Consider the following 20,943-nt stretch of genomic DNA (forward strand, 5'->3'; position numbering starts at 1 on the left):
ACACGCCGCCTGCCGCCGACATTCGCGCACCCTGCGCGGCGCGATGCTGACATCGTCGTCAACAACGGAGTCTCGCGTGAATTCCATCATTTACATCGTCGGTCTGGTCGTGGTCGTGGTTGCCGTGCTCTCGTTCTTCGGCCTTCGCTGAGACCGGGCACGCCCCTGCTCCGACACCTGCAGAACGGGGCCGCTCGCGGCCCCGTTTCTCGTGGGGAGCCCGCGGCGCGCCGGGCATAATTCGCGCGCCCCGGCACCGTGCGGGGCCTCACTTGCGAAGGGACCCTGTTGACCAACACCGCGCTGCGCGAACATGCCTTTACAGATGCGGTGATCACCGAGGCGATCCGGTGGGTCGAACAGAGCGGCCCGCTCGACGACGCACAGGCCATGCGCGCCGCCCTCGCCTCGCGCACGCCCGACGCTCACGCGCCAATCATCGAACGCGCGCGCCAGCTCGGCGAACGCATCGGCCTGCAGCCTGAACTTTTACGCGCCCGGCAATGGGCGCCCTGGGTGCTGATCGCACTCGTGGCGCTGATCGTGACGGCCGGCCTCGGCCTCGCGGGGAACGTGGTGGGCGGTGGCGAGCGCCACATCAACGTGATCGTCGCGCTCGTAAGCCTGCTGGGCCTGCACGCGCTCACGCTGCTGCTGTGGCTGGTGGGGCTCTGCTTTCCGCTGGGTTCCTTCGGGACCGCATCGCTCGGCTGGATCTGGCTGTCGCTCACTGCACGCGTGGCCGGCGGCAAGCGTGGGCAGGCGCCGGTGCTGTTGCGCTCGATCACCGGGCTGCTGACGCGCGCCAGGCTGCTGCCCTGGGCCTTCGGGCTCGTGAGCCACGGCATCTGGTCACTGTCGTTCGCGGTGGTGCTGGCTTCGATGCTCTTCGCACTCGCCTTCCGCAACTACACGCTGAGTTGGGAAACGACGATTCTCGACCCCGCCTTCTTCGTGCGGGCGGTACAGGTGCTGGGCTGGGCGCCGGCGCAGCTCGGCTTTCCGGTGCCTGATGCAGCCACCGTGCTGGCCTCCACGCCCGCAGCGGCAGGCCAGCGCACCTGGGCGCTGTGGCTCACCGGCTGCATCGCCGTCTACGGCCTGCTGCCGCGCGTCGCGCTGGCGCTGTTGAGCGCCGCCGTCTGGAAGCGCCGCCGCAAGGCGCTGCAGCCCGACTGGCACGAGCCCTACTACCGCAAGCTGCTAGCGCGCTTCGCGGCGCTGGCGCCCGCCGCCATCGTCGATGCCGACCCGGGCCGCACGCGCACCGGCGCGCCCACGAGCCTGCCCGCATCGGCACTGCACGACGGCCTCTTCGTCATCGGCTTCGAGCTGCCGCCCGACATGCCATGGCCTCCGGCCGCCATCCCGCACGACGCGGCCACGCAGGTGGAGCGCATCGACGGCAGCGCTACGGCACGCCGCGCGCTGCTCGACCAGCTCGTGCACGCCCGCCCGCGCACCGTGCTGCTGGCCTGCAATGCCGCATCGAGCCCCGACCGCGGCACCGAACGCTTCCTGCGCGAAGTGCTGGCGCATTGCGGCGAATGCCGCCTGTGGCTCGCGGGCGCAGCCGATGCCGCCGCCACGCAGCGCTGGCTCGACTGGCTTCGCGACTGCGGCCTGGAAAGCATCGCCGCCAGCGACCGCATCGACCTCGCCCTCGCCCTGCGGCCGAACGAGGCAACCGCCCCATGACGCAGCAGCAGCAACAGCCCATCCGCATCGCGGTCGTCGGCCACACCAACGCGGGCAAGACCTCGCTGCTGCGCACGCTCACGCGGCGCATCGACTTCGGCGAGGTGTCGCAGCGCCCCGGCACTACGCGCCATGTCGAGTCGGCCGATCTCGAGGTGGACGACCAAACCGCCGTGCGCTTCTTCGACACGCCCGGCCTCGAAGACGCCGTCGCGCTGCGCGAGCACCTCGCGCGCTTCGACCCGCAAGCCACCCCGCCCGAACGCATCCGCCAGTTCCTGCAAGGCCCCGAGGCGCACGGCGTATTCGAGCAGGAGGCCAAGGTGCTGCGCACCATGCTCGACATCGACGCCGCGTTTCTCGTCATCGACGTGCGCGAACCGGTGCTGCCCAAGTTCCGCGACGAGATCGAACTGCTCAACGCCTGCGCGCGACCGGTGCTGCCGGTGCTGAACTTCGTGCGCGACGCCGCCAGCCGCGAGGCGGCCTGGAAAGAACTGCTGTCGGCCTACGGCTTGCACGTGCAGGTGCGCTTCGACGCGGCGGCTCCGTTCGTCGGTGCCGAACAAGACCTGTACAACGACCTCGCCACCCTGCTGCGCGATCGCCGCGAACTGCTGCGCGGCGTGGTCGATTCGCTGGACACCGAAGCCGCCGGCCGCCGCCGTTCGGCCTGCACGCGCATCGCCGCGCTGCTGGTCGATGCCGCCGCCGTGCGCCGCACGGTGCAGGCGGCCGAGTTCGCCGATGCCGCGCGCCGGCAGACGCTGGTCGCGGCGCTGCAGAAGACCGTGTTCGACAAGGCCCAGCGTTGCACCGACGACCTGCTCGCGCTCTACGGCTTTCGCCAGGGCGATGCCGACGAAGCGCCGCTGCCGATCATCGAAGGCCGCTGGGCGCTCGACTTCTTCAGCCCCGAAGCCATGAAGGACGCCGGCCTGCGCCTTGGCAAGGGCGCGGTCATCGGCGCCGCCGTGGGCGTGGTGGCCGACCTGGCCTTGGCCGGCATCTCGCTGGGCGCGGGCGCTGCGCTGGGTGGCGCGATTGGCGGTGCTGTGTCGCAGGGCTGGGGTCCGCTGGGCCGCAAGATCGCCAACAAGCTGCGCGACGTGCATGAACTGACGGTAGAAGACGGCGTGCTGTTCGCGCTGGTCGCATGGCAGCTCAAGCTCACGCAGGCGCTGGAAGTGCGCGGCCATGCGGCCACGCAGCGCATTGCCGCCGAGGCGCCCGCCGACGGCGATGCACCCACGCAGGCCGCCGCCGCGGCCGTGCGCGCCGTGCAGCCCGCGCGCAACCACCGCGACTGGGAAGCAACCGGCGTGACGAGCCGCGCCTTCTGGCGACCGTCGCCGCAACGCGAAGCCCTGGTCGCCGACTTGTCGAGCCAGCTGCTGCAAGCCTTCGAGCAGGCCTGAAGCGCCTCAGTTCGCGCCAGCCGCCAGTGCCTGCAGCTTCGCGTAGTCTCCCGGCCGCGCGCCCTGCTGCTCCGGCGTCGCGCGCTTCACGATGCGCTCGAGGAACAACTGGCGATTGACCGGCGTCACCGTCATGCCCTTGCTGCGCAGGAACTGCTCGTCTTCCAGCTCACCGGCGATCACGCCGACGTTGGTCCACTTCGCGGTTTCCACGAGCACCTTCTCGACCATCGCCTGCTGCGGCGGCGAGAGCCTGGCCCATGCCGCCTTGCCGATCACGATGCCCAGCGTGTCGTAGACGTGCGCGGTGAGCTGCACGTATTTCTGCACTTCATAGAGCTTCTTCGACCTGACGATGCCCAGCGGGTTTTCCTGCGCCTCGACCTCGCCCTTCTTGAGCGCACCGTAGAGGCTCATGAAAGGCAGCGTGAGCGGCTTGGCATCGAGCGCGGTGGCAAAGAGCTGATAAGCGGCGGCGGCGGGCACATACAGCCGCAGGTCGCGGAAGTCTTCGGGCTTTGCCAGCGGCCTGGCCGAAGTGACCTGCCGAGCGCCGTAATACACCGTGGCCACCATGCGGTTGCCGCTCTTCTCGTTGTATCCCTTCATCAGGTCGGCCAGCAACGGGCTCGCCAGGTACTTGCGCATGTGGTCGAGATCCTTGAAGGCGAAGGGGTAGCTGCCCAGGCTCAGCGGCGGATAGCCTTCGGCCAGCGTGGCGTCGCCGACGTAGGCGATCTGCATCGAGTCATTCGCCAGCATCAGCGGAAAGTCCGCCTCCTGGCCCATCTTCGACGAAGGCACCACCTCGATCCTGATCTTGCCGTCGGACTGCTCCGCGATCTTGCGCGCCGCCAGTTCGGCCTGCTGATGGAAGATGCTCGTGGGCTCGTAGACATGGCCCCACTTGAACTGCAACACCTGCTGCGCCTGCACGGCCATTGCGCATCCCAGCGCCACCAGCGCGAATGCGGCGCGGCGCCACGGCAAGAAGCTTTTCATGGACTCTCCCTCGAGTTGAGAACAATCGGCCCCATGCAAGATCGACGCCACTGCTACGGGTCCGACGCCAGGCCATCGGGCCCGGCGAGCGCATCGTAAGGAGTAGCGACAGCCGCCGGGAGCGGGTTTGCCCGACTGGGGTTTGCTGGGGTTCGCGGGGCGTTATCGTGAGGCCGCACCAGAAAGGAACACGCCATGACCGCCGCGCTGCGCGCCCTTCGCGCCGACATCACCACACTGCAGGTCGACGCCATCGTCAATGCCGCCAACTCTTCGCTGCTTGGCGGCGGCGGGGTGGACGGCGCCATTCACCGCGCGGCAGGGCCGGACCTGCTGCACGAATGCCGGCTGCTCGGCGGCTGCAAGACCGGCGACGCCAAGCTCACCAAGGGCTACCGCCTGCCCGCGCGCTTCATCATCCACACGGTCGGCCCGGTATGGCGCGGCGGCACGTCGGGCGAGCCCGAGCTGCTCGCGTCGTGCTACCGGCGTTCGATGGCGCTGGCGGGCGCGCAAGGCGTGCGCAGCATCGCCTTTCCGAGCGTGAGCACGGGCATCTACGGCTACCCCGTCGAACTGGCGGCGAAGGTGGCCGTGGACACGGTACGCGACGCCGCGAACGAAGCGGCATCGGTGCAGGAGGTCGTCTTCTGCTGCTTCTCCATGGGCGACCTCGCGGTCTACGAGGCAGCACTGGCATGACCAACGACTTCTACGACGACCTCGCACCGCTCTATCACCTGATCTATCCCGACTGGAACGAGAGCATCCGCGCACAGGGCGACAAGCTCGCGCAACTGATCGATACCGAGTGGCCCGGCGGCGGCGCGCGGCGCAGGGTGCTCGACGTGTCCTGCGGCATCGGCACGCAGACACTGGCGCTCGCTGCGCTGGGCCACGCATTGACGGCATCGGACCTGTCGCCCCAGGAGATCGAACGCGCGCGGCACGAGGCGCAGGTGCGCGGCCTCGATGTCGCCTTCTCGGTCTGCGACATGCGCGAGGCGCACACGCATCACGGCGGCGGCTTCGACATCGTGATGTCGTGCGACAACTCGATGCCGCACCTGCAGACCGACGAAGACCTGCTGCTCACCTTCCGACAGATGGCCTCATGCCTGCGCCCGGGCGGCGGCTGCGTGGTGAGCGTGCGCGACTACGCAAAGGAAGAGCGCGGCAGCAACCTCGTGAAGCACTACGGCGCGCGCGTCGAAAACGGCCTGCGCCACGTGCTGTTCCAGGTGTGGGACTTCACGGACGCAGGCAAGGGCGAGCACTACGACCTGGGCTTCTTCTTCGTCACCGAGAACCTGGCCACGCACGAGGTGAGCACGCGCGTGATGCGCTCGCGCTACTACGCCGTGTCGACCACGCGGCTGTGCGAGCTGATGCGCGAGGCGGGGTTGGAGAACGTGCGGCGCATCGACGGCGCGTTCTTCCAGCCTGTGCTGGTGGGCACACGGGCCTGAAAGGATTGATCGCCTGGAGGTTACCGGTCACCGTACCGTCATGGGCCAAACCTAGCATCCGCCAGCTTTCAATCTACTTGCAACGGACGCCAGGACCCAATGAAAAAAGCTGTTCCCGCACCCGCTCCCCGCCCCATGCGCGCTGCCTTGGTGGCCGTTGCAGGCGGCCTCATGATTGCCGCGTGCGGCGGCGGAGGTGGAGGCCCCTCGATTCCGTTTCTTCCGCCCGCGCCGGCTCCGGCACCGGCACCACCTGCGCCGCCGCCCCCCGCCGCGCTGGGCACCCTCGACGGCTCCGTGCCGCTCGTCATTGCTCACCGCGGCCTGCCCGGCCTGTTTCCCGAAGAGACCAAGACCGCCTACGAAGCCGCGGCCGATGCCGGCGCCGATTCGCTCGAGACCGACCTGCACCTCACCAAGGATTGCGTGCTGGTCGCACGCCACAACCCCTGGCTCAGCGACAACACCAACATCGCCGATGTCGCCGCAACCAATCCCACCGTGGCCGCGCGCAAGCGCACCGTGCCCGGCGTGCTGGTCAACGTGAAGTACCCCGCCATCCCGGAAAACGGCCCCGCCCAGTATCTGAGCGACCTGACCGATCCGAACGATCCGAAGTCGGTGCTCAAGTCGCTCATCGTCGACGGAGAGAACCACACCAACGACTGGTCCATCACCGACTTCACGATGGACGAGCTGCGCCAGTGGATCCGCGGCACCACCTACGACGCCAGGGACGAACGCCCCACCGATCTCAACGGCAAGCTGCCGATCATCAGCTTCCAGGAGCTCATCGACATCGCAAAGGCCAAGAGCGCCGCCACCGGCCGCACGTTCTCCGTGTACCCGGAAACCAAGAACCCGATCTGGAACAACGCGCAGGCCATCGCCAACGGCTGCGGCCCGGCGGGCAGCCACCCGCTGGAAGACGCGCTGCTGAAGGTCATGAACTTCAATGACCTGAACCGCAAGGACGCGCCGATCTTCGTGCAGAGCTTCGAGCCCGAAAGCCTGAAGTACCTGCGCTCGGCCGGCCTGAAGGCGCGTGCGGTGCAACTGGTGGACGGCAACGACATCAACTACCAGACCGGCGAAATGATCTACGTCACCAACGACGTCTACACCTTCGTCGACGGCCGCCCCTACAGCTGGACACTGGCCGGCAACCCGAAGTTCTTCGGCGAGATGCTCAAGCCTGCAGGCCTGGCCGAGATCAAGACCTACGCCGACGGCATCGGCCCGTGGAAGCCACAGGTCATGGCCCACACCATCGTGCCTTTCGCCGCGACCAACAAGGGCATGGCCGACGTGAACACCATCAAGCCCACCAGCCTGATAGCCGACGCGCACAAGGCCGGCCTGTTCGTGCACAGCTACACCTTCCGCAACGAGTCGAAGTACCTGGCCGGCATCTACAAGGGCGACCCGACGGCCGAATACCTCGCGTATTTCCGCGCCGGCATCGACGGCGTGTTCTCGGACTTCGCGAACACGGCCGTCGCGGCGCGCAAGACCTACCTGAAGGAAACGGGCCGCTGATGCGCAACGCGGCGCAGGCAACCGGCTGAACGGCACCATGTACCCGGGCGAACGACTCAACGGATACAGCCACCTGCTGGGCCTGCTGCTGGCGCTCTCAGCCACCGCGCTGCTGCTCATCAAGACCGTGCCCACCGGCGACCCCGCGCGCATTGCGGGGGCGCTGGTGTTCTCGCTTTCTGCCGTGGCGCTGTACGCGGCCTCCACGCTCTTCCACAGCACACGCGGCCGCCTCAAGCGCGTGTGGGAGCGGGCCGACCACTGCGCGATCTACCTGCTGATCGCCGGCACCTACACGCCCTTCGCGCTCGTCACGCTGCACGGCAAGTGGGGCTGGCTGCTGCTCTCGGCGATATGGGGCGTGGCACTGTTCGGCATATGGCGCGAGCTGCGGCCGCCGAAGCCCGGGGCTTCGGCCAAGCCCTCGCTGCCGCTCTACATCGGCATGGGATGGCTCGGGGTGCTGGCTGCCGTGCCGCTGGCCGCGCGGCTCGACGGTGCCGGGCTGGCGTGGCTGCTGATCGGGGGCGTGCTCTACACCGTGGGCACCATCTTCTACCGGAACCGGCAGGGCTTTCGCCATGCGCACGGCGCCTGGCACCTGTTCGTGCTGGCGGGCACGATCAGCCACTACATCGCTGTCGGCTGGTTCGTACTGTAGCTGGCGTGGTGCCGCCAGCGGCGTGGCGATGCCACACTCGGCACCCCATGGACGCTTCTATTTTTTCCGCCCCGAAGATCGACTGCCACTGCCACATCTTCGACCCCGAATCCTTTCCGTACGCGCCGGGCGTTTTCTACGCGCCGTCGGGCGGCGAGATCGCCACCGCCGACTACTTCATGCAGGTGATGTCGGCTTACGGCGTGTCGCACGCCCTGCTCGTCGGCCCGAACTCGGGCTACGGCACCGACAACCGCTGCATGCTCGACGCCATCAGGCGCGGCGGCCATCGCTTCAAGGGCATTGCCGTGGTCGAGAACGACGCATCGGCCTCGCAATTGCAAGACCTGCAGGCCCAGGGCGTAGTTGGCATCGCCTTCAACATGGCGCTGCTGGGCCTTGCGCACTATGCGAATGCCGATGCGCTGTGGGAACGCATCGCCGCGCTGGACATGTGCGTGCAGGTCCAGGTGCAGGACGACCAGATGGCCGAACTGGCACCGCGCCTGCTGGGCTGCGGCGCGCAGATCGTGGTCGACCACCACGGCCGCCCCGACATCTCGCGCGGGCTTGCGAGCCCCGGCTTCGACGCACTGCTGCGAATGGCCGACAGCGGGCGCTGCGCCGTCAAGCTGTCGGGCTACGACAAGTTCTCGCGCGAGGCGCTGCCCTTCGCGGATGCCCAGCCCTTCACCGATGTGCTGCTGTCGGCCTTCGGTCCCGCCAACTGCCTCTGGGGTTCAGACTGGCCGAACATTCGCGCCACCCGGCGGCTGGACTACGGCACGCTGCTCGGCGTGTTCGAGCGCAGCGTGCCTTCGGAGGCAGACCGCCGCACCATCCTCGTCGACACGCCGATGCGGCTGTTCGGCTTCGGCACCGGCGGCAACTGATCGCGACGCACCGGTCTCAGCCCGCGAGCGCCCTTACCGCGATGCGTGCTGCAGAGGCCACCACATCGTTGCGGTTCTTCGCGTCCTTGTCGGGGAAGGTCAGGTAGACGGCGACCACCAGCGGTGCGCCGGCCGGCGGCCACATCACGCCGACGTCGTTGTTGGTGCCGTAAGCCCCCGCGCCGGTCTTGTCGCCCACCTTCCAGCCCGGCGGCACGGCGGCCATGAAGCGCTCGGCGCTGGTCGTGTTGCCCTGCAGCCAGGCCTGCAACTGGCTACGCTGCGCGGCGCCCAGCGCATCGCCCAGCACCAGCCGCTGCACACTGTCGGCCATGGCCGCGGGCGTGGTGGTGTCGCGCAGGTCGCCGGGAATGGCCGTGTTGAGTTCGGTCTCCCAACGGTCGAGCCTGAAGGCCTGGTCGCCGATGGTGCGCGCGAAGGCGGTCACGTCGGCCGGGCCGCCCAGCATCTTCATCAACAGGTTGGCGGCTGCGTTGTCGCTGTACTGGATGGTGGCGGCGCACAACGCGGCCACCGTCATGCCGTCGGCCACGTGCTTTTCAGTGACGGGCGAGTTGGGAATGATGTCGGCCTTGCTGTAGCCGACGCGGCGCGACAGCAGGCTCGGGTCTTTGGCGCTGCGCTCCAGCACCGTGGCCGCCAGCATCAGCTTGAAAGTGCTGCAGAACGGAAAGCGTTCATGCGGCCGATGCTGCAGGCGTGCGCCGCTTGCCGTGTTGAACGCCACCACGCCAAGGCGCCCGCCACAGGCGCGTTCGAGTTCGGCGAGCTGGGCCTCGGCGGAAGCCTGCGGCCCCTTTTGCGACCATGCGGTGCAGGCAGCGGCAAGCGGCAGCACGGAGGCGGCGAGCAACAGGGTACGGCGCTGGACGGGTGAGTTCATTTCTTCTTTGCTTTCTGTTGGCGAGTGGAGTGAATGGAACGCCGGCAATCGTAGGAGCGCGGTGCCTAGCGCTCCAGTGCGCCGCCGCTGCTTTGCGTCTCGGGTGTATCGGCTGTAACGCCGGAAAATTGCTCAACCGAAAGGCTTAATAAAATTCGGAATCCGTCTATATTCAACCTCATGGTTGAACTAGAAGACGAACGGCTCGACGCCGTATTCCACGCCCTGGCCGACAGCACCCGCCGCACCATGCTGCAACTGCTGGCCCACGGCGAGTGCAGCGTGGGCGAACTCGGCGCGCCCTTTCGCATGTCCTTTGCGGGTGCGTCCAAGCACGTGAAGACGCTGGAGCGCGCGGGCCTGGTGTCGCGCACCGTGCAAGGCCGCGCGCACGTGTGCCGGCTGGAGCCCGCCGCACTGGCCACTGCCGATGCATGGCTGCGCTACTACGAAGGCTTCTGGACCACGCACCTCGACGCACTGGAAAACGAACTGCGGCGCGACGCCGCCCGGCCCAAGTAACCACAACGGCTTTTCACCCCAAGGAGCAACAGCCAATGACCCCAGCCATCAAGCACAGCCTCGGCCAGCAGACCGAGCCCGGTACCCTGCGCATGGAACGCAACCTGCCTGCCCCCATCGACCGCGTGTGGGCGTACCTCACCGACCCCGCCAGGCGCGCAGCATGGCTTGCGGGCGGCACCATGGCTCGGCAGCCCGGCGAAGTTTCCGAGATGCGCTTCGAGCACACCAAGCTGACCGACGAAGAAGCGCCAGAACGCTTTGCCGGCTACCGCAAGCCGCATCTGCAGAAGTCGAAGTTGATGCGCATCGAGGCACCGACATTGCTGGTCATCAACTGGGACGAAGGCCCGAATGCGTCGGAAGTGACCTTCGAGCTTGCGCCGCAGGGCGAGGACGCCACGCGGCTCGTGCTCACGCATCGGCGGCTGCGGGACCGCAAGGCGACTGTCAGCGTTGCGAGCGGGTGGCATGCGCACATCGATGTGCTCGATCAAGTACTGCAGGGGCACAAGCCCGAGGGCTTCTGGGCGGGGCTGGAGGCGGTCGAGGCTGTTTACGAAACGCACATCCGCTGAACCGTAGCGCACACACCGCGCGCTCGGCAAAAGCTGCATTTTTTGGCGCGAATCGAGACTTCGTGCCGCGCCCGGAGGCCACGCCGCCCCGCTCTTCTCTACAGTGAATGCCCCTGTCAATCGACACCCCGCCAAGGGGACATGGAAGGCATCATCTACCCACCGCATAGATCAACAAGTGACGAACCAACCGCTTCGCCTCGCGGCGGGTTGTCGGCGCGCAGCACGCGGCGATGCAAACGCGAGGTATCCAAAAGGCGACGGCCAAGGTGCGGTAACACCTCAGCCGTCTGACCAATTGACGTGCCAACTCTCGAAAAGGAGCACACCAAATGGCTGGACCGAATATAGCCCGACGCCCCGCGCCGGCACCTTCCCCCAACGTCAATGCGCAAGAACCCAGAGATCTTCTGGAAAACAAGCTGGCGCAACTGAGATCGCTCACATGGGTCTGCTACGGCGGCGGCATCGACTGGCTCGACGGCGCAGGGCCACAACACCTGGACAACGTGCTGTGGCTCGTGGCTGACCTGGCGGTGGAGACCGAGGAGTTGCATCAGCGCAGCGAGGCTGCGCGGCACGCGGGGCGCTGAGGACTTGCGCTGACGCGGCAATGCCCGCAGAAGGCCCGGCGCCATTGCGCGACGGGCACCCCAATCACTGGAAATGGTTAAGTGTTTTCACCGAGCACCTGGCCTGAATATGGGATGTTATTCAGGTAACTGAAATTTACACTTGTCGAATGCAATTGTTCATTCGACCCCGCCTCGCTCTCGCACTCAGCGCGCTCGCGTTTACCGCTGCATGCGGCAATGTCGTCAGAACGACCCTGCCCTATCCCGCAATGCAAAGCTCCAGCCTGCTGACGCAATACGTGTACGCATTGCGCGCCGCGGAACAACGCCAGATCGCCTACCCCGACGAGCCCCTATGGCTGCGCGACGAAGGCGGCCGCAGCGTAGACACCTCGCTGAACGCCGACAACGCCGCAATGGTGTTCTACGCGCTCGCCAACGGCGGGCCAGGCAATGAACGGATCACGAGCGAAATTCTGAGAACGCTGCCAACGATGCTGCAGCGGTATGAACAGGCTTATGAGAAGAGCCAGGGGAAGTGGTATCAGGACGAATACGTCGAGACGATTGGAGTGCAACTCGCGATGCTGAGTTTGCTGCCGGCGAAACTGGCGAATGCGGGCCAAATCGAGAAGGCGAATCAGGCTACGAGCAAGAGCAGCTTGATTGCGAAAGCCGATGCAATCGCGAAGTCTGAACAGTTGAAAGCGCCAGCGAGGGAACGATTGCAAGTGCTGGTCCGCAGGTATGGATAGGAGTCTTTCTTAACATCAAAAACTGCGGTTTGTTCGCATCAAAAGAAGATGCAGTGCAAAGTCAGCTTTAGACTGATTTGAGTCATTCGCTGTTGGCAGGTCGGGTGTCCGCTAGTGGCAGTGCCCGGACATTCAATCGGGAGTCTTGCGCGGATCGCGATCTGCTTCAGTAACTCTACGTTGCACCATCGCTATCATCCGTAGGTTTTCCGCGGCAGCGCTGGGGCATATACAAGACTAAAGATAGCGCTCTATCCAATCGCACAGCAATTTAGGGGGAGTTATGAAGTTATTCTTGACTATCGGGGTTTCCAAGGCACCACCGCTTTCGCATTTGCCGGGAGCAATTACAGTCGCTCGCGAAATGGGCGATTGGGCACGAAATTCCGGATTTATCACGGAAGTGATTACTGATGAAAATAAAAATCCGGTAACGATCGGGCGTATTCGTGAAACGCTGCTCGGAATGCTTCCGGCTAATGACCAAGTGGAGCTTTTTATTCTGCACTTCGCCGGGCATGGATTTCGATCTGGAGCAGAGCAAAACACCTGGCTCCCTAGCGATTGGCACAAGGAAATGCGCGCCATATCTGTGGAGGGACTGAAAAGGCAGCTTTACAGGCATGGAATAAAGAGCCTGTCGATCTTCGGTGATGCCTGCCGATCGTTACCTACGGACATCGACACTGCGGATATTTTCGGTGACCCTGTACTCCCGAGGGGGCCGTACGATGCAGTGGCCCCCATCATTGATCGCATCAACGCGGTTGGGGATGGTCAGCAAGCGTACATGCTTAAAGGAGATGGCGTTGCCCCGCCCAGGTGCGTTTTTTCCACTGTTTTGATCGAAGGGCTGTGCGGTCTCAAAGACGAGGCATTTGACAAGCATAATCCGGATTGCGTGATTCCCGAGTCGCTTGCATTGTTCTCGAGGGATAGATTAAAGGAAATTGGTGAGACATACGATCTGAAATGTTCTCCCGATTACGCTACCGGCATCCCTAGGGAGCATGCGATTTATTTCAGGCGCGGTGAGAATCCAGCCGACATCCCTATTCCTCAATGGCCTGCGCCGCCTTCCCCTCTGGTTCACGCACCTGACAACAACGGCGAAGATCTGCAGGCGAGCCCCCTCGATATCAAATTCCGAGCCTTTAAGCAGCACTTCCGAGATAGCCTGTCGCTGCATTCCTATCTCGCTCCGCGTAGCTTAAACTTGGCTATCCGCGGCGCAGTGCCGAAGAAGATATGGAGCACATTCCCAGTTGAAAAAATCTTAACCAATGCTGATGAAGCAGCCTACCGAGTACGAGGCATTACAGATAGCGCCATCCAAATCCTCGTCGAATTTGACGATGGCGTATTCGCATCGGCCGTAGTATATGAGGACCTCATCACGCTGATAAGTCGAGATGAAAATGGTGAGATAAATTGGACCTGTGTTTCTAGATGGTCCGAATTCACAGATGGTCTGAACACGTCTATCAACGTGATCAAGGATCTTCAGGCGGGTAATCTCTCTGCTGACCAAGTGGACGACATCACGGCAAAACTGCGAGAAGCAAAACACATCAATCCTACCTTGGGCGCCATCGCGAGCTACTTGTACGACTACACGGGGGACATCGATAGCATACGGCGCATGGCGTTCTTCTATTGCATCTACGCTCAACCCATGCCGTTCGACGTGGCCTTTATGGGGCTGCTCTCAACCAAAGATATGGGACGGGGGGCTATTGTGGCTGACGTGCCGCCGATCCCAGCAAGGCAGCAGTCGCTGGCAAATGGTAGGTTGCCGGAATGGGTTACGAGAGCGACGGATGGAGGGATGGGGCAGGTTGCGGGCCTATGGCCCTGGCTCCGCCAGGGATGGCAATTCATGGAGGATCCAGCGCCGCAAGAAAAAGCGGCCGCGAAAGGATTGCGTGATGTCGCCAAATTTCTGTTGCCATCGCAATTCTCTTCATTCAGGGAACAAGGGGCGAGAATACTGATAGATAGATTTCACTTGGAGGCAAGAGAATGAACGTTCTGATGATTCATGGAATTGGTCAAGAGGCTTCGACCAAGGATGAACTCCTCCAGAAATGGACAGATTCTCTCCACTCCAATCAGCTAGGCTTGCTCGATGGGGCATTGGTCGAGATGGCATATTACGGCACGACACTTGCCGACTGGACAAATGGCAAAGCAAAGAATGCAGTCGGTATGGGCGCTGAGTCCACGACGGTTGATGTCGGTGATGCTGATGAATTGAAATTCCTTAGTGCCGTAATGAATGAGTTCGCCAGCGACCATGGTATCGAGGAGGCTGAGATTGAGGCCGCGATAGAGGCAGCGGGAAATTCTGCAGTACCGATGGACAACTTGATCGCAAGGCGTCTCGTTGGCTTACTGCGCGTGATCGAGAAGATTTCTCCAGCCAAAGGTTCACTCCTTCTTCGGGTCATTAGGCAGGGACATACCTACCTTTCTTCACCCGGGGCAGCAAAGGCTGTCGATGGCATCGTGCGGCCATTATTGCAAAGAAGTCCTCAGGTGCTGATTACTCACTCGCTCGGAACCGTTATTGCTTTCAAGTTGCTGCGCGAGATGGAAGCGACGGGCACTGAAGTTCATATTCCACTTCTTATAACCATGGGGTCTCCGCTCGGCCTAGACGCGTTCAAGGCGAAACTTGGAGTGCCGCGGCGAAAGCCGGCCTTTGTGAAGCAGTGGATAAACTTCTATGACCCATCCGACTTTGTTGCGCTTGGAAAGCCATTGAACGAGGATAATTTCGCAATCAACATCAATAACGATGGCACCGTGGATAACAAGACCTTCAACGCCCATGGCATTGTTGGCTATCTCCCTCACAAGGGCGTCATCGACGCGCTCAAACGCGTTCTATAGCAGCCCGTGTCGCAACTCGAGAGTGGTCCTTATGGGCAGCCCATAGATAAGCAGGGCCTGTCTACTTTTTTAGGGGTGGCGCAGTCGCATGTATTTCAGCACGTGAGCTTGTAGCTCGCTCCTGAAGATATCCGAGTAGTAGAAATACACACGACTCCTACTTGCAATGACAATGAAGGCTTTTACCGCAAAGCCCAAAGGACCATCGTACTTTCTGATGAAAGGAATCGTGAAGCTGCCAGTCGGATGCTTCACTTTGATCACAAAGCAAAGAAATTCCCCTGAAAGTTTGACATCCTCGCAGCCTTCTTCAACGCAGGTTTCAAGGTAGCGTGTGATGGGGGCAATGGTGAACGTCCGGTCATTTTTGGTTGTGTGATTATTATCTTCGCCGTCGCAGTGAATTTCCATACTCCTGATTTTTAGGTCATCACCACGATAGGTGGACTTGAGCAGGAATTTTGGTAGTTCGACCTGAAGAATGCCATCAGCGTCGACCTCTGCCTCTGCATAGACGTAAACCACGTCGGAGATCTTGTGGAACTGGCCACCGTGGTATGCCACTATCTCGTAACCCCCTCCGAACAGGTCATTAATGGTCTCGGAATCAAATTTGTTTTCGAACTCGTGAATCACGTGAACTGCGAACTGATCGAGAGCCATGCAGGTGCCTTGTGCAGCTATGTCCTCCCAAGGAACATCGAATGCATGAGGAGGGTACTTCTTAAAGTGCTGAATGGCGTATTGCGCCCCCGAACCACCTACGTGCAGTTCGAAGTGCTCGTTGGAAATTCCTAGCGCCGTGCGGTGGTTCGTGATCAGAACTTCATCGCCATCGACACTGAGTGCGATAGTGCTCAACTGAGCGTCTTTTAATCGCTCGTCTGACAGGAGAGCGTCCGCGAAGCGCTTGCCGGTCAAGTCGGGGCATTGAGCGAGGAGCGAATCAATCAACCGTGCAGCCTCCTGGATTGCGGCAACCCTCCCTGCAAAAGCCACTGCGAAGTGTTTGTTGACTACCAAGATCTTTTGGCAGAGCCCTGCTACGGTGTGAGCGCTCAGCGACGTGCTGTCACCATCGGTGCTAAACGACGGAATCGGTAAAGCGCGCATCCTGGTGGTCTTACGTGCGGTGAGCAGAATGTCTGCTTGGAGGAACGCTCCATTTTTTAAACGATAGCCTGTAATCAAGGTCATTTGTAGTTATCGCTAGGGAAACAGTTCAGTCAGGTTCAAGCTAGCTGACGGCAGTATGCGCCGCTGTCCCCAGCGACCGCTTGATGCCATTCAGCGTGAGCTCAGCCTCCTACCACGAGAGGCTGTAACCGCTGGCAAAGCTGCCCTTAGGCACCAAAGCCCGCCACCTCCGCCGCCGTCCGCACCATCAAGTCTGCGCCGCAAGATCCGCCAACACACGCCGGCCTCACCATGCAGAGTGCCGGCCGGTGATTGCCGCAGAAGGAAAGGCCGGCGCCGGTGTCGACGTTCTGCCTACACCCCTGCGCGACGCACCGGGCTATGCTCCCCGGCCACACATGCAGCGACGGAACGCATCCCCCTCTTCTCTCCCACGCTGGGCCACGTCAGCCCTGGCCGCCTTCTGCCTCTCCGGCGCCTCCGCCACCGCACTCGCCGCCCCAGGCTGCCTCGACACCGCCCTCCAATCCCCCTCCCCCGCCCGGGCCCTCGCCATGGCCACCTTCGCCACGCAGGAGCACGAAGCCTTCGGCGGCCAGACGACGGATGCCGAGGGCCGCATGACGATGGATGGCGACTCCGAAGCCGAAGACACGCGCCGCACGGTTCCGGGCCTTGCGCCCTGGGAGCGGGTGGTCGGCTACTGGCAGGCGGTCGATCCGCTGTTGCCTTCGCGGGTGCGCTATGGCGGGCTGCGGCCGGCCTACCGGCAGTCGTTGATGCAGTCGCTGAACGAGGCCTCGGCCGCGCGGCTGCAGGGCATGGGCGTGGGGCCCGACGAGGGGCTGGACTCACCGGAGCTGCGCGCGGTCGATGTCGCATTGAAGCGGGTCGCGGTGATCGACACGCCGTGGTCGGCGGCCTTCATCAGCTGGCTCGCGCGGCAGGCGGGGCTGGCGGACGACGAGTTCGTCTTTTCCGAAGCGCACGTGGACTACGCGGGTGCCGCGTGGCAGGCAGGCATCGAGGAGCAGGCCGGGCGCCCGACGCGCTATGCCCTGCGCGCCTGCGACCTGACGCGCACGCCGCCGCGCGTCGGCGATCTGGTTTGCCAGGCACGCGGTGCGGGTGCGGACCTCGACACCTTCGACAAGATCGGCGAGGTCCTGGCGACACGGCCCACCGGCGGCGATGCGCTGCCGATGCATTGCGACGTGGTGGTGGCCGTCGATGCGACGGGCTTCGACGCGGTGGGTGGCAATGTGCTGCAGTCGGTCACGCGGCGCCGGCTGGACTTTGCGCCGGGCACGCGCCGGCTGGACCCGAGCTATCTGCCCGAGGGATGCACGCCCGGCGCGGCGGGGTGCATCGACCGCCACATGAGCAGGCAGCCGTGGTCGCTGCTGCTGCAGTGGCGCTGAAAGAACGCGCCAGTTGTCTGACGCTTACTTGTAGAACGCCTCGACCTTGCCCTTGAGCTTGAGCAGCAGGGGCTTGCCCTTGCGGTCGAGGGTCTTGCCGGCGGGAACCTTGATCCAGCCTTCGCTGATGCAATATTCCTCGACGTCGAGGCGCTCCTTCCCGTTGAAGCGGATGCCGATGTCGCCTTCGAAGGCGGCCGCCAGGTGGTGGGGGCTGCGCGGATCGGAAGACAGGTGGTCGGGAAGAGGCGGGAGGGAAGAAGAAGGAGTGGGAGTGGCTTCGGTCATGGCGCGTGATGATAGGGGCTCCGGCTGGCCCCCTCCCCTGACGGTGCTCTAACGGCGCTTCTTCTTCCCATGCCTGGGCGGCGGCTTGGGCCCGAAGCCGAGCGCGGCGCGGGCCAGCGCGTCGGCTTCGCCGTTGCGGTGGCGCGGAATCCATTGCACGCGCGCCTGCGCGAAGCTGCCGAGCAGCGCGCGGGCATCGTCGAACAGCGAGGCCATGCGTTCGATGGGTTTGGCGTCGGGCATGGCGAGTTGGTCGACCAGCGTGCTGTTGTCGCTGTAGGCCAGCACGGCGGTGGCGCCCTTGTCGCGCAGTGCGTGAAGCGCGGCGGTCAGCGCCAGCAGCTCAGCCTCGTTGTTGCAGCCGATGGCGTGGGTGGCCTGCGACAGCGTGTGGCGGCTGCCATCGGGCGCGGTGATGACGGCGCCTATGCCCATGCGTCCCGGGTTGGGCATGGCGCTGCCGTCGCAGTGAATCACCCACGGGAGTCCCGGGGCCACGGAACCGTCGCCGCTCATTCGATCGTCTTCAGCAGTTGTAGCGCTTGATGCCAGCCAGGTTCTGGCAAGGCCGCTGGCCGGGCGGCGGGCCGGGGTCGACCGCATGCGGCGGCCGTGGCCTGCGGATGGGGCGCGCGCCGTCGTAGTAGGGGTCGTAGTACGGATCGGGGCTCAGGACGACGACGCCCGGTGGTTCCGCCGCTGGCTGCGGCTCGGCGGGGTAGCGCGGGATGATGGCCGGACCCGAGGGCGGGTTGCTCGCCACCCGGCTGGGCGGCGGGGCTGGCGGCGCGGAGCGCTGTGGCGCCGCTGAATAGTCGCGGCGCGCCGGGTCGGGCGGCGGCGATTCGAGGATCGGCACCTGCCGCGCCTGCTTGCTGCCCGCCGGGCATTCGACGTTGGTGTAAGAGATGGCGCCGCTGGCATCGGTGCAGCGGGTCACTTCGGCGCGGGCGCCGCCGGGGGACACCGCCGCGGCCACGGCAAAGATCGCCGGAATAAGGAATGCCAATGCGCGCATCACGCCACTGTAGCCGCAGCAGGGCCGCAGCGCACCTGCGGCATGATCGCGTCATGGACAACAGCCCCCCGCTCCCCCTCGTCATCGTCAAGGTCGGAGGCACCTTCGACGCGCTGCGCGCCCGCCGTGGCGATTTCGAACACTGGGTTGCCGACGGACTCGGCACGCAGACGCTTCCCATCCTGGTGATCGACCCACGCCGAGGCGACACCCTGCCCGACCCCGGCCAGGTGGCCGGCGTGGTCGTCACCGGCTCGCATGCGATGGTGTCGCACCGCGAACCGTGGAGCGAAACCACGGCCGAATGGCTGGCGCAGGCCGTGGCGCTCGACACGCCGGTGCTCGGCATCTGCTACGGCCACCAGTTGCTGGCGCATGCGCTCGGTGGCGAGGCCGGCAACCACCCGGGCGGCGCGGAGGTCGGCACCGTGACGGTGTCGCTCACCGAGGCCGCCGCCACCGACCCGCTGCTGGGCGGCCTGCCCGCGCAGTTTCCGGCCAACGCGGTGCACTGGCAGAGCGCGCTGCGTCTGCCCGAAGGCGCGGTGCCGCTGGCCGCCAGCGCGCATGAGCCGGTGCATGCCTTTCGCGCCGGCAAGCATGCCTGGGGCGTGCAGTTCCATCCGGAATTCGACGCCGAGGCGATGCGCGGCTACATCGACAACCTGCGCGGCGAGCTGACCGCCATGGGCGCCGACCCCGCAGCACTGCGCGATAGCGTGAGCGAGACCGGCGCGGCTGCCAGCCTGCTCGGGCGCTTTGCGCGGATTGCCGAGGCACGCCAGGGCGTCTGAGCCGCATCGAGGTCCATCGCGGCCCCCGCAAGCCGTCGGACCGCGACTACAAGGAGCATCCGGCGCTTGGGTTAAGGTGCGGGCCATCCGCCTTTCGCTCCACACTTCTTTCATGACCACTCCCTCGCCCGTGCCGGCCCGCAAGCATTTTTCGATGATCCGGGAATTCCACCTGGCCGACGTCTTCACGCTCGGCAATGCGGCATGCGGGGTGGGCGGGGTGTTCCTGGCAATGGCTTTCATGGCCAGCCAGTCGCTCCCGCAGTTCCTGTGGGCGGCGGCGCTGGCGCCCGCGGCCTTCATCTTCGACGTGTTCGACGGGCGCATCGCGCGCTGGCGGCAGACGCAATCGGCCCTCGGCCGCGAACTCGACTCGCTGGCCGACATCATTTCCTTCGGCGTGGCGCCGGCCGCGCTGGGCTTTGCGGCCGGGCTCAACGGCGGCTGGGACTGCGTGCTGCTCATCTATTTCGTGGGCTGCGGCGTGAGCCGGCTCGCGCGCTACAACGTGACGGCCGAGGCGCTGTCAGCCGGGGCCGACAAGGTGAAGTATTTCGAGGGCACGCCCATCCCGACCAGCGTGGTGCTGGTGGCCGTGCTGGCCTATGCCGCGTGGCAGGGCAGCATTGGTGCATCGGTGTGGGGCGGCGCCTGGACCATCGGCCCGTGGCAGCTGCATCCGCTGGTGCTGATGTTCGCGCTCTCGGGCACGCTGATGATCAGCAAGACCCTGCGCATTCCGAAGTTCTGAGTTCCCCCAGACACAGGAGACACGTCGATGACCATGAAGCTCTACTTCGACCCGCAAAGCCGCTCGCGGGTTGCCAAATGGATGCTCGACGAGACCGGCGCCCCCTATGAGATCGTGACCACGCTCCTGCGCGAGAAGGCGCACAAGACGCCCGAGTTCCTGAAGATCAATCCGGCAGGCAAGTTGCCGGCGCTGGTGGACGGCCGTACGCGCGTGTTCGAGAACGCGGCCATCTGCATGTACCTGGCCGAGAAGTTTCCCGGAAAGCGGCTGGCACCTGCCGTCGGCTCGCCCGATCGCGGACGCTACCTGTCGCTGATGGTCTATTCGACCTCCCAGCTCGAGCCCGCGATGGGCGACAGCCTGCTGAAGATCCGCAGCAACAACAGCGCACGCGGCTGGACCGATTTCGAAGGCGCCAAGGACGCGGTCGAACGCGAACTCGGCGACGGACCCTACCTGTTCGGCTCGCAGTTCACGGCGGCCGACGTGATGATCGGCTCTATGTTCATCTGGCACCGTGCGTTCGGCGGCCGCTCGAACCGCCCGAAGATCGACGCCTACATCAACCGGCTGCAGGCCCGCCCCAAGGGCATGAAGTTCGGCTGAACACGGCGCGGCGTGC

23 protein-coding genes are annotated in these 20,943 nt (G+C 64.6%); 17 read left to right on the forward strand and 6 right to left on the reverse strand.

What is annotated here, in order from left to right:
* The first annotated feature begins 288 nt into the window (after positions 1-288).
* Together ACQY8B_RS13795 and ACQY8B_RS13800 are read left to right on the forward strand one after the other, a co-directional pair.
* Complete coding sequence (locus ACQY8B_RS13795; protein WP_422087217.1) at positions 289-1,698, forward strand: DUF2868 domain-containing protein; 1,410 nt, start codon at positions 289-291, stop codon at positions 1,696-1,698.
* Positions 1,695-3,116, forward strand: a complete 1,422-nt coding sequence (locus tag ACQY8B_RS13800) for a GTPase/DUF3482 domain-containing protein (protein ID WP_422087218.1) — start codon at positions 1,695-1,697, stop codon at positions 3,114-3,116. The genes ACQY8B_RS13795 and ACQY8B_RS13800 overlap by 4 nt, the downstream gene beginning before the upstream one ends.
* Before the next feature lie 6 nt (positions 3,117-3,122).
* Here the strand turns inward: ACQY8B_RS13800 and ACQY8B_RS13805 are convergent, their stop codons facing one another.
* Positions 3,123-4,118, reverse strand: a complete 996-nt coding sequence (locus tag ACQY8B_RS13805; RefSeq protein WP_422087219.1) for a sialic acid TRAP transporter substrate-binding protein SiaP — start codon at positions 4,116-4,118, stop codon at positions 3,123-3,125.
* 195 nt (positions 4,119-4,313) lie between these two features.
* On the opposite strand from ACQY8B_RS13805, the gene ACQY8B_RS13810 reads away from it, so the two are divergent.
* The 5 genes from ACQY8B_RS13810 to ACQY8B_RS13830 all read left to right on the forward strand — a co-directional run bounded on the left by ACQY8B_RS13810 (position 4,314) and on the right by ACQY8B_RS13830 (position 8,680).
* Complete coding sequence (locus ACQY8B_RS13810; RefSeq protein WP_422087220.1) at positions 4,314-4,820, forward strand: O-acetyl-ADP-ribose deacetylase; 507 nt, start codon at positions 4,314-4,316, stop codon at positions 4,818-4,820.
* Complete coding sequence (locus ACQY8B_RS13815; RefSeq protein WP_422087221.1) at positions 4,817-5,587, forward strand: class I SAM-dependent methyltransferase; 771 nt, start codon at positions 4,817-4,819, stop codon at positions 5,585-5,587. The genes ACQY8B_RS13810 and ACQY8B_RS13815 overlap by 4 nt, the downstream gene beginning before the upstream one ends.
* Before the next feature lie 135 nt (positions 5,588-5,722).
* Positions 5,723-7,126, forward strand: a complete 1,404-nt coding sequence (locus ACQY8B_RS13820; protein WP_422087222.1) for a glycerophosphodiester phosphodiesterase family protein — start codon at positions 5,723-5,725, stop codon at positions 7,124-7,126.
* Between the two features lie 37 nt (positions 7,127-7,163).
* Complete coding sequence (gene trhA, locus ACQY8B_RS13825; protein ID WP_422087223.1) at positions 7,164-7,787, forward strand: PAQR family membrane homeostasis protein TrhA; 624 nt, start codon at positions 7,164-7,166, stop codon at positions 7,785-7,787.
* Positions 7,788-7,834: 47 nt separating this feature from the next.
* Complete coding sequence (locus ACQY8B_RS13830) at positions 7,835-8,680, forward strand: amidohydrolase family protein (protein WP_422087224.1); 846 nt, start codon at positions 7,835-7,837, stop codon at positions 8,678-8,680.
* A 16-nt stretch (positions 8,681-8,696) separates the two neighbouring features.
* On the opposite strand, the gene bla is transcribed toward ACQY8B_RS13830, so the two are convergent.
* The gene (gene bla, locus ACQY8B_RS13835; protein ID WP_422087225.1) at positions 8,697-9,584 is read right to left on the reverse strand and encodes a class A beta-lactamase; all 888 of its coding nucleotides are present in this window, start codon (positions 9,582-9,584) and stop codon (positions 8,697-8,699) included.
* A gap of 180 nt (positions 9,585-9,764) precedes the next feature.
* Here bla and ACQY8B_RS13840 point away from each other — a divergent pair, with 180 nt between their 5' ends.
* The 6 genes from ACQY8B_RS13840 to ACQY8B_RS13865 all read left to right on the forward strand — a co-directional run bounded on the left by ACQY8B_RS13840 (position 9,765) and on the right by ACQY8B_RS13865 (position 14,909).
* On the forward strand, positions 9,765-10,106 hold the full coding sequence (locus ACQY8B_RS13840; RefSeq protein ID WP_422087226.1) for an ArsR/SmtB family transcription factor: 342 nt from the start codon (positions 9,765-9,767) through the stop codon (positions 10,104-10,106).
* 35 nt (positions 10,107-10,141) lie between these two features.
* A complete protein-coding gene (locus ACQY8B_RS13845) occupies positions 10,142-10,684 on the forward strand; it encodes an SRPBCC family protein (protein WP_422087227.1) in 543 nt (180 codons plus the stop codon).
* Between the two features lie 332 nt (positions 10,685-11,016).
* Entirely contained in the window at positions 11,017-11,277 is a 261-nt protein-coding gene (locus tag ACQY8B_RS13850) for a hypothetical protein (RefSeq protein WP_237679913.1), read from the forward strand.
* 149 nt (positions 11,278-11,426) lie between these two features.
* Positions 11,427-12,014, forward strand: coding sequence for a hypothetical protein (locus tag ACQY8B_RS13855; RefSeq protein WP_422087228.1), 588 nt, complete (start codon positions 11,427-11,429; stop codon positions 12,012-12,014).
* 295 nt (positions 12,015-12,309) lie between these two features.
* Entirely contained in the window at positions 12,310-14,040 is a 1,731-nt protein-coding gene (locus ACQY8B_RS13860; protein ID WP_428745027.1) for a caspase family protein, read from the forward strand.
* The gene (locus ACQY8B_RS13865) at positions 14,037-14,909 is read left to right on the forward strand and encodes a hypothetical protein (protein WP_422087230.1); all 873 of its coding nucleotides are present in this window, start codon (positions 14,037-14,039) and stop codon (positions 14,907-14,909) included. The genes ACQY8B_RS13860 and ACQY8B_RS13865 overlap by 4 nt, the downstream gene beginning before the upstream one ends.
* Before the next feature lie 69 nt (positions 14,910-14,978).
* Here the strand turns inward: ACQY8B_RS13865 and ACQY8B_RS13870 are convergent, their stop codons facing one another.
* Positions 14,979-16,106, reverse strand: coding sequence for a hypothetical protein (locus tag ACQY8B_RS13870; protein ID WP_422087231.1), 1,128 nt, complete (start codon positions 16,104-16,106; stop codon positions 14,979-14,981).
* A 494-nt stretch (positions 16,107-16,600) separates the two neighbouring features.
* Here ACQY8B_RS13870 and ACQY8B_RS13875 point away from each other — a divergent pair, with 494 nt between their 5' ends.
* Positions 16,601-17,467, forward strand: coding sequence for a DUF2272 domain-containing protein (locus tag ACQY8B_RS13875; protein WP_422087232.1), 867 nt, complete (start codon positions 16,601-16,603; stop codon positions 17,465-17,467).
* Positions 17,468-17,491: 24 nt separating this feature from the next.
* Here the strand turns inward: ACQY8B_RS13875 and ACQY8B_RS13880 are convergent, their stop codons facing one another.
* The 3 genes from ACQY8B_RS13880 to ACQY8B_RS13890 are packed head-to-tail and all read right to left on the reverse strand — an operon-like array spanning position 17,492 to position 18,773.
* Positions 17,492-17,755, reverse strand: coding sequence for a DUF3297 family protein (locus tag ACQY8B_RS13880; RefSeq protein WP_422087233.1), 264 nt, complete (start codon positions 17,753-17,755; stop codon positions 17,492-17,494).
* 48 nt (positions 17,756-17,803) lie between these two features.
* A complete protein-coding gene (locus tag ACQY8B_RS13885) occupies positions 17,804-18,271 on the reverse strand; it encodes a ribonuclease HI family protein (protein ID WP_422087234.1) in 468 nt (155 codons plus the stop codon).
* A gap of 10 nt (positions 18,272-18,281) precedes the next feature.
* Positions 18,282-18,773 (reverse strand): hypothetical protein, encoded by a 492-nt coding sequence (locus tag ACQY8B_RS13890; protein ID WP_422087235.1) that lies wholly within the window; start codon positions 18,771-18,773, stop codon positions 18,282-18,284.
* Positions 18,774-18,826: 53 nt separating this feature from the next.
* Here ACQY8B_RS13890 and ACQY8B_RS13895 point away from each other — a divergent pair, with 53 nt between their 5' ends.
* The 3 genes from ACQY8B_RS13895 (at position 18,827) to ACQY8B_RS13905 (ending at position 20,927) form a co-directional block, all read left to right on the forward strand.
* Positions 18,827-19,567: a glutamine amidotransferase gene (locus ACQY8B_RS13895; RefSeq protein WP_422087236.1), complete on the forward strand. Its 741-nt coding sequence runs from the start codon at positions 18,827-18,829 to the stop codon at positions 19,565-19,567.
* A gap of 112 nt (positions 19,568-19,679) precedes the next feature.
* Positions 19,680-20,318 (forward strand): CDP-alcohol phosphatidyltransferase family protein, encoded by a 639-nt coding sequence (locus tag ACQY8B_RS13900; RefSeq protein ID WP_422087237.1) that lies wholly within the window; start codon positions 19,680-19,682, stop codon positions 20,316-20,318.
* A gap of 27 nt (positions 20,319-20,345) precedes the next feature.
* On the forward strand, positions 20,346-20,927 hold the full coding sequence (locus tag ACQY8B_RS13905) for a glutathione S-transferase family protein (protein ID WP_422087238.1): 582 nt from the start codon (positions 20,346-20,348) through the stop codon (positions 20,925-20,927).
* Positions 20,928-20,943 lie beyond the last annotated feature (16 nt).

Source organism: Variovorax sp. (genome assembly GCF_965279555.1).
In the GTDB taxonomy this organism is placed as follows: domain Bacteria; phylum Pseudomonadota; class Gammaproteobacteria; order Burkholderiales; family Burkholderiaceae_C; genus Variovorax.

Coding starts and splice junctions, on each gene's coding strand:
- ACQY8B_RS13805 (WP_422087219.1), bottom strand. CDS start 4,118: ATGAAAAGCTTCTTGCCGTGGCGCCGCGCCGCATTCGCGCTGGTGGCG.
- ACQY8B_RS13840 (WP_422087226.1), top strand. CDS start 9,765: ATGGTTGAACTAGAAGACGAACGGCTCGACGCCGTATTCCACGCCCTG.
- ACQY8B_RS13900 (WP_422087237.1), top strand. CDS start 19,680: ATGACCACTCCCTCGCCCGTGCCGGCCCGCAAGCATTTTTCGATGATC.
- ACQY8B_RS13895 (WP_422087236.1), top strand. CDS start 18,827: ATGGACAACAGCCCCCCGCTCCCCCTCGTCATCGTCAAGGTCGGAGGC.
- ACQY8B_RS13815 (WP_422087221.1), top strand. CDS start 4,817: ATGACCAACGACTTCTACGACGACCTCGCACCGCTCTATCACCTGATC.
- ACQY8B_RS13850 (WP_237679913.1), top strand. CDS start 11,017: ATGGCTGGACCGAATATAGCCCGACGCCCCGCGCCGGCACCTTCCCCC.
- ACQY8B_RS13800 (WP_422087218.1), top strand. CDS start 1,695: ATGACGCAGCAGCAGCAACAGCCCATCCGCATCGCGGTCGTCGGCCAC.
- trhA (WP_422087223.1), top strand. CDS start 7,164: ATGTACCCGGGCGAACGACTCAACGGATACAGCCACCTGCTGGGCCTG.
- ACQY8B_RS13885 (WP_422087234.1), bottom strand. CDS start 18,271: ATGAGCGGCGACGGTTCCGTGGCCCCGGGACTCCCGTGGGTGATTCAC.
- ACQY8B_RS13845 (WP_422087227.1), top strand. CDS start 10,142: ATGACCCCAGCCATCAAGCACAGCCTCGGCCAGCAGACCGAGCCCGGT.
- ACQY8B_RS13820 (WP_422087222.1), top strand. CDS start 5,723: ATGCGCGCTGCCTTGGTGGCCGTTGCAGGCGGCCTCATGATTGCCGCG.
- ACQY8B_RS13865 (WP_422087230.1), top strand. CDS start 14,037: ATGAACGTTCTGATGATTCATGGAATTGGTCAAGAGGCTTCGACCAAG.
- ACQY8B_RS13880 (WP_422087233.1), bottom strand. CDS start 17,755: ATGACCGAAGCCACTCCCACTCCTTCTTCTTCCCTCCCGCCTCTTCCC.
- ACQY8B_RS13890 (WP_422087235.1), bottom strand. CDS start 18,773: ATGCGCGCATTGGCATTCCTTATTCCGGCGATCTTTGCCGTGGCCGCG.
- ACQY8B_RS13810 (WP_422087220.1), top strand. CDS start 4,314: ATGACCGCCGCGCTGCGCGCCCTTCGCGCCGACATCACCACACTGCAG.
- ACQY8B_RS13905 (WP_422087238.1), top strand. CDS start 20,346: ATGACCATGAAGCTCTACTTCGACCCGCAAAGCCGCTCGCGGGTTGCC.
- ACQY8B_RS13855 (WP_422087228.1), top strand. CDS start 11,427: ATGCAATTGTTCATTCGACCCCGCCTCGCTCTCGCACTCAGCGCGCTC.
- ACQY8B_RS13870 (WP_422087231.1), bottom strand. CDS start 16,106: ATGACCTTGATTACAGGCTATCGTTTAAAAAATGGAGCGTTCCTCCAA.
- bla (WP_422087225.1), bottom strand. CDS start 9,584: ATGAACTCACCCGTCCAGCGCCGTACCCTGTTGCTCGCCGCCTCCGTG.
- ACQY8B_RS13830 (WP_422087224.1), top strand. CDS start 7,835: ATGGACGCTTCTATTTTTTCCGCCCCGAAGATCGACTGCCACTGCCAC.
- ACQY8B_RS13875 (WP_422087232.1), top strand. CDS start 16,601: ATGGCCACCTTCGCCACGCAGGAGCACGAAGCCTTCGGCGGCCAGACG.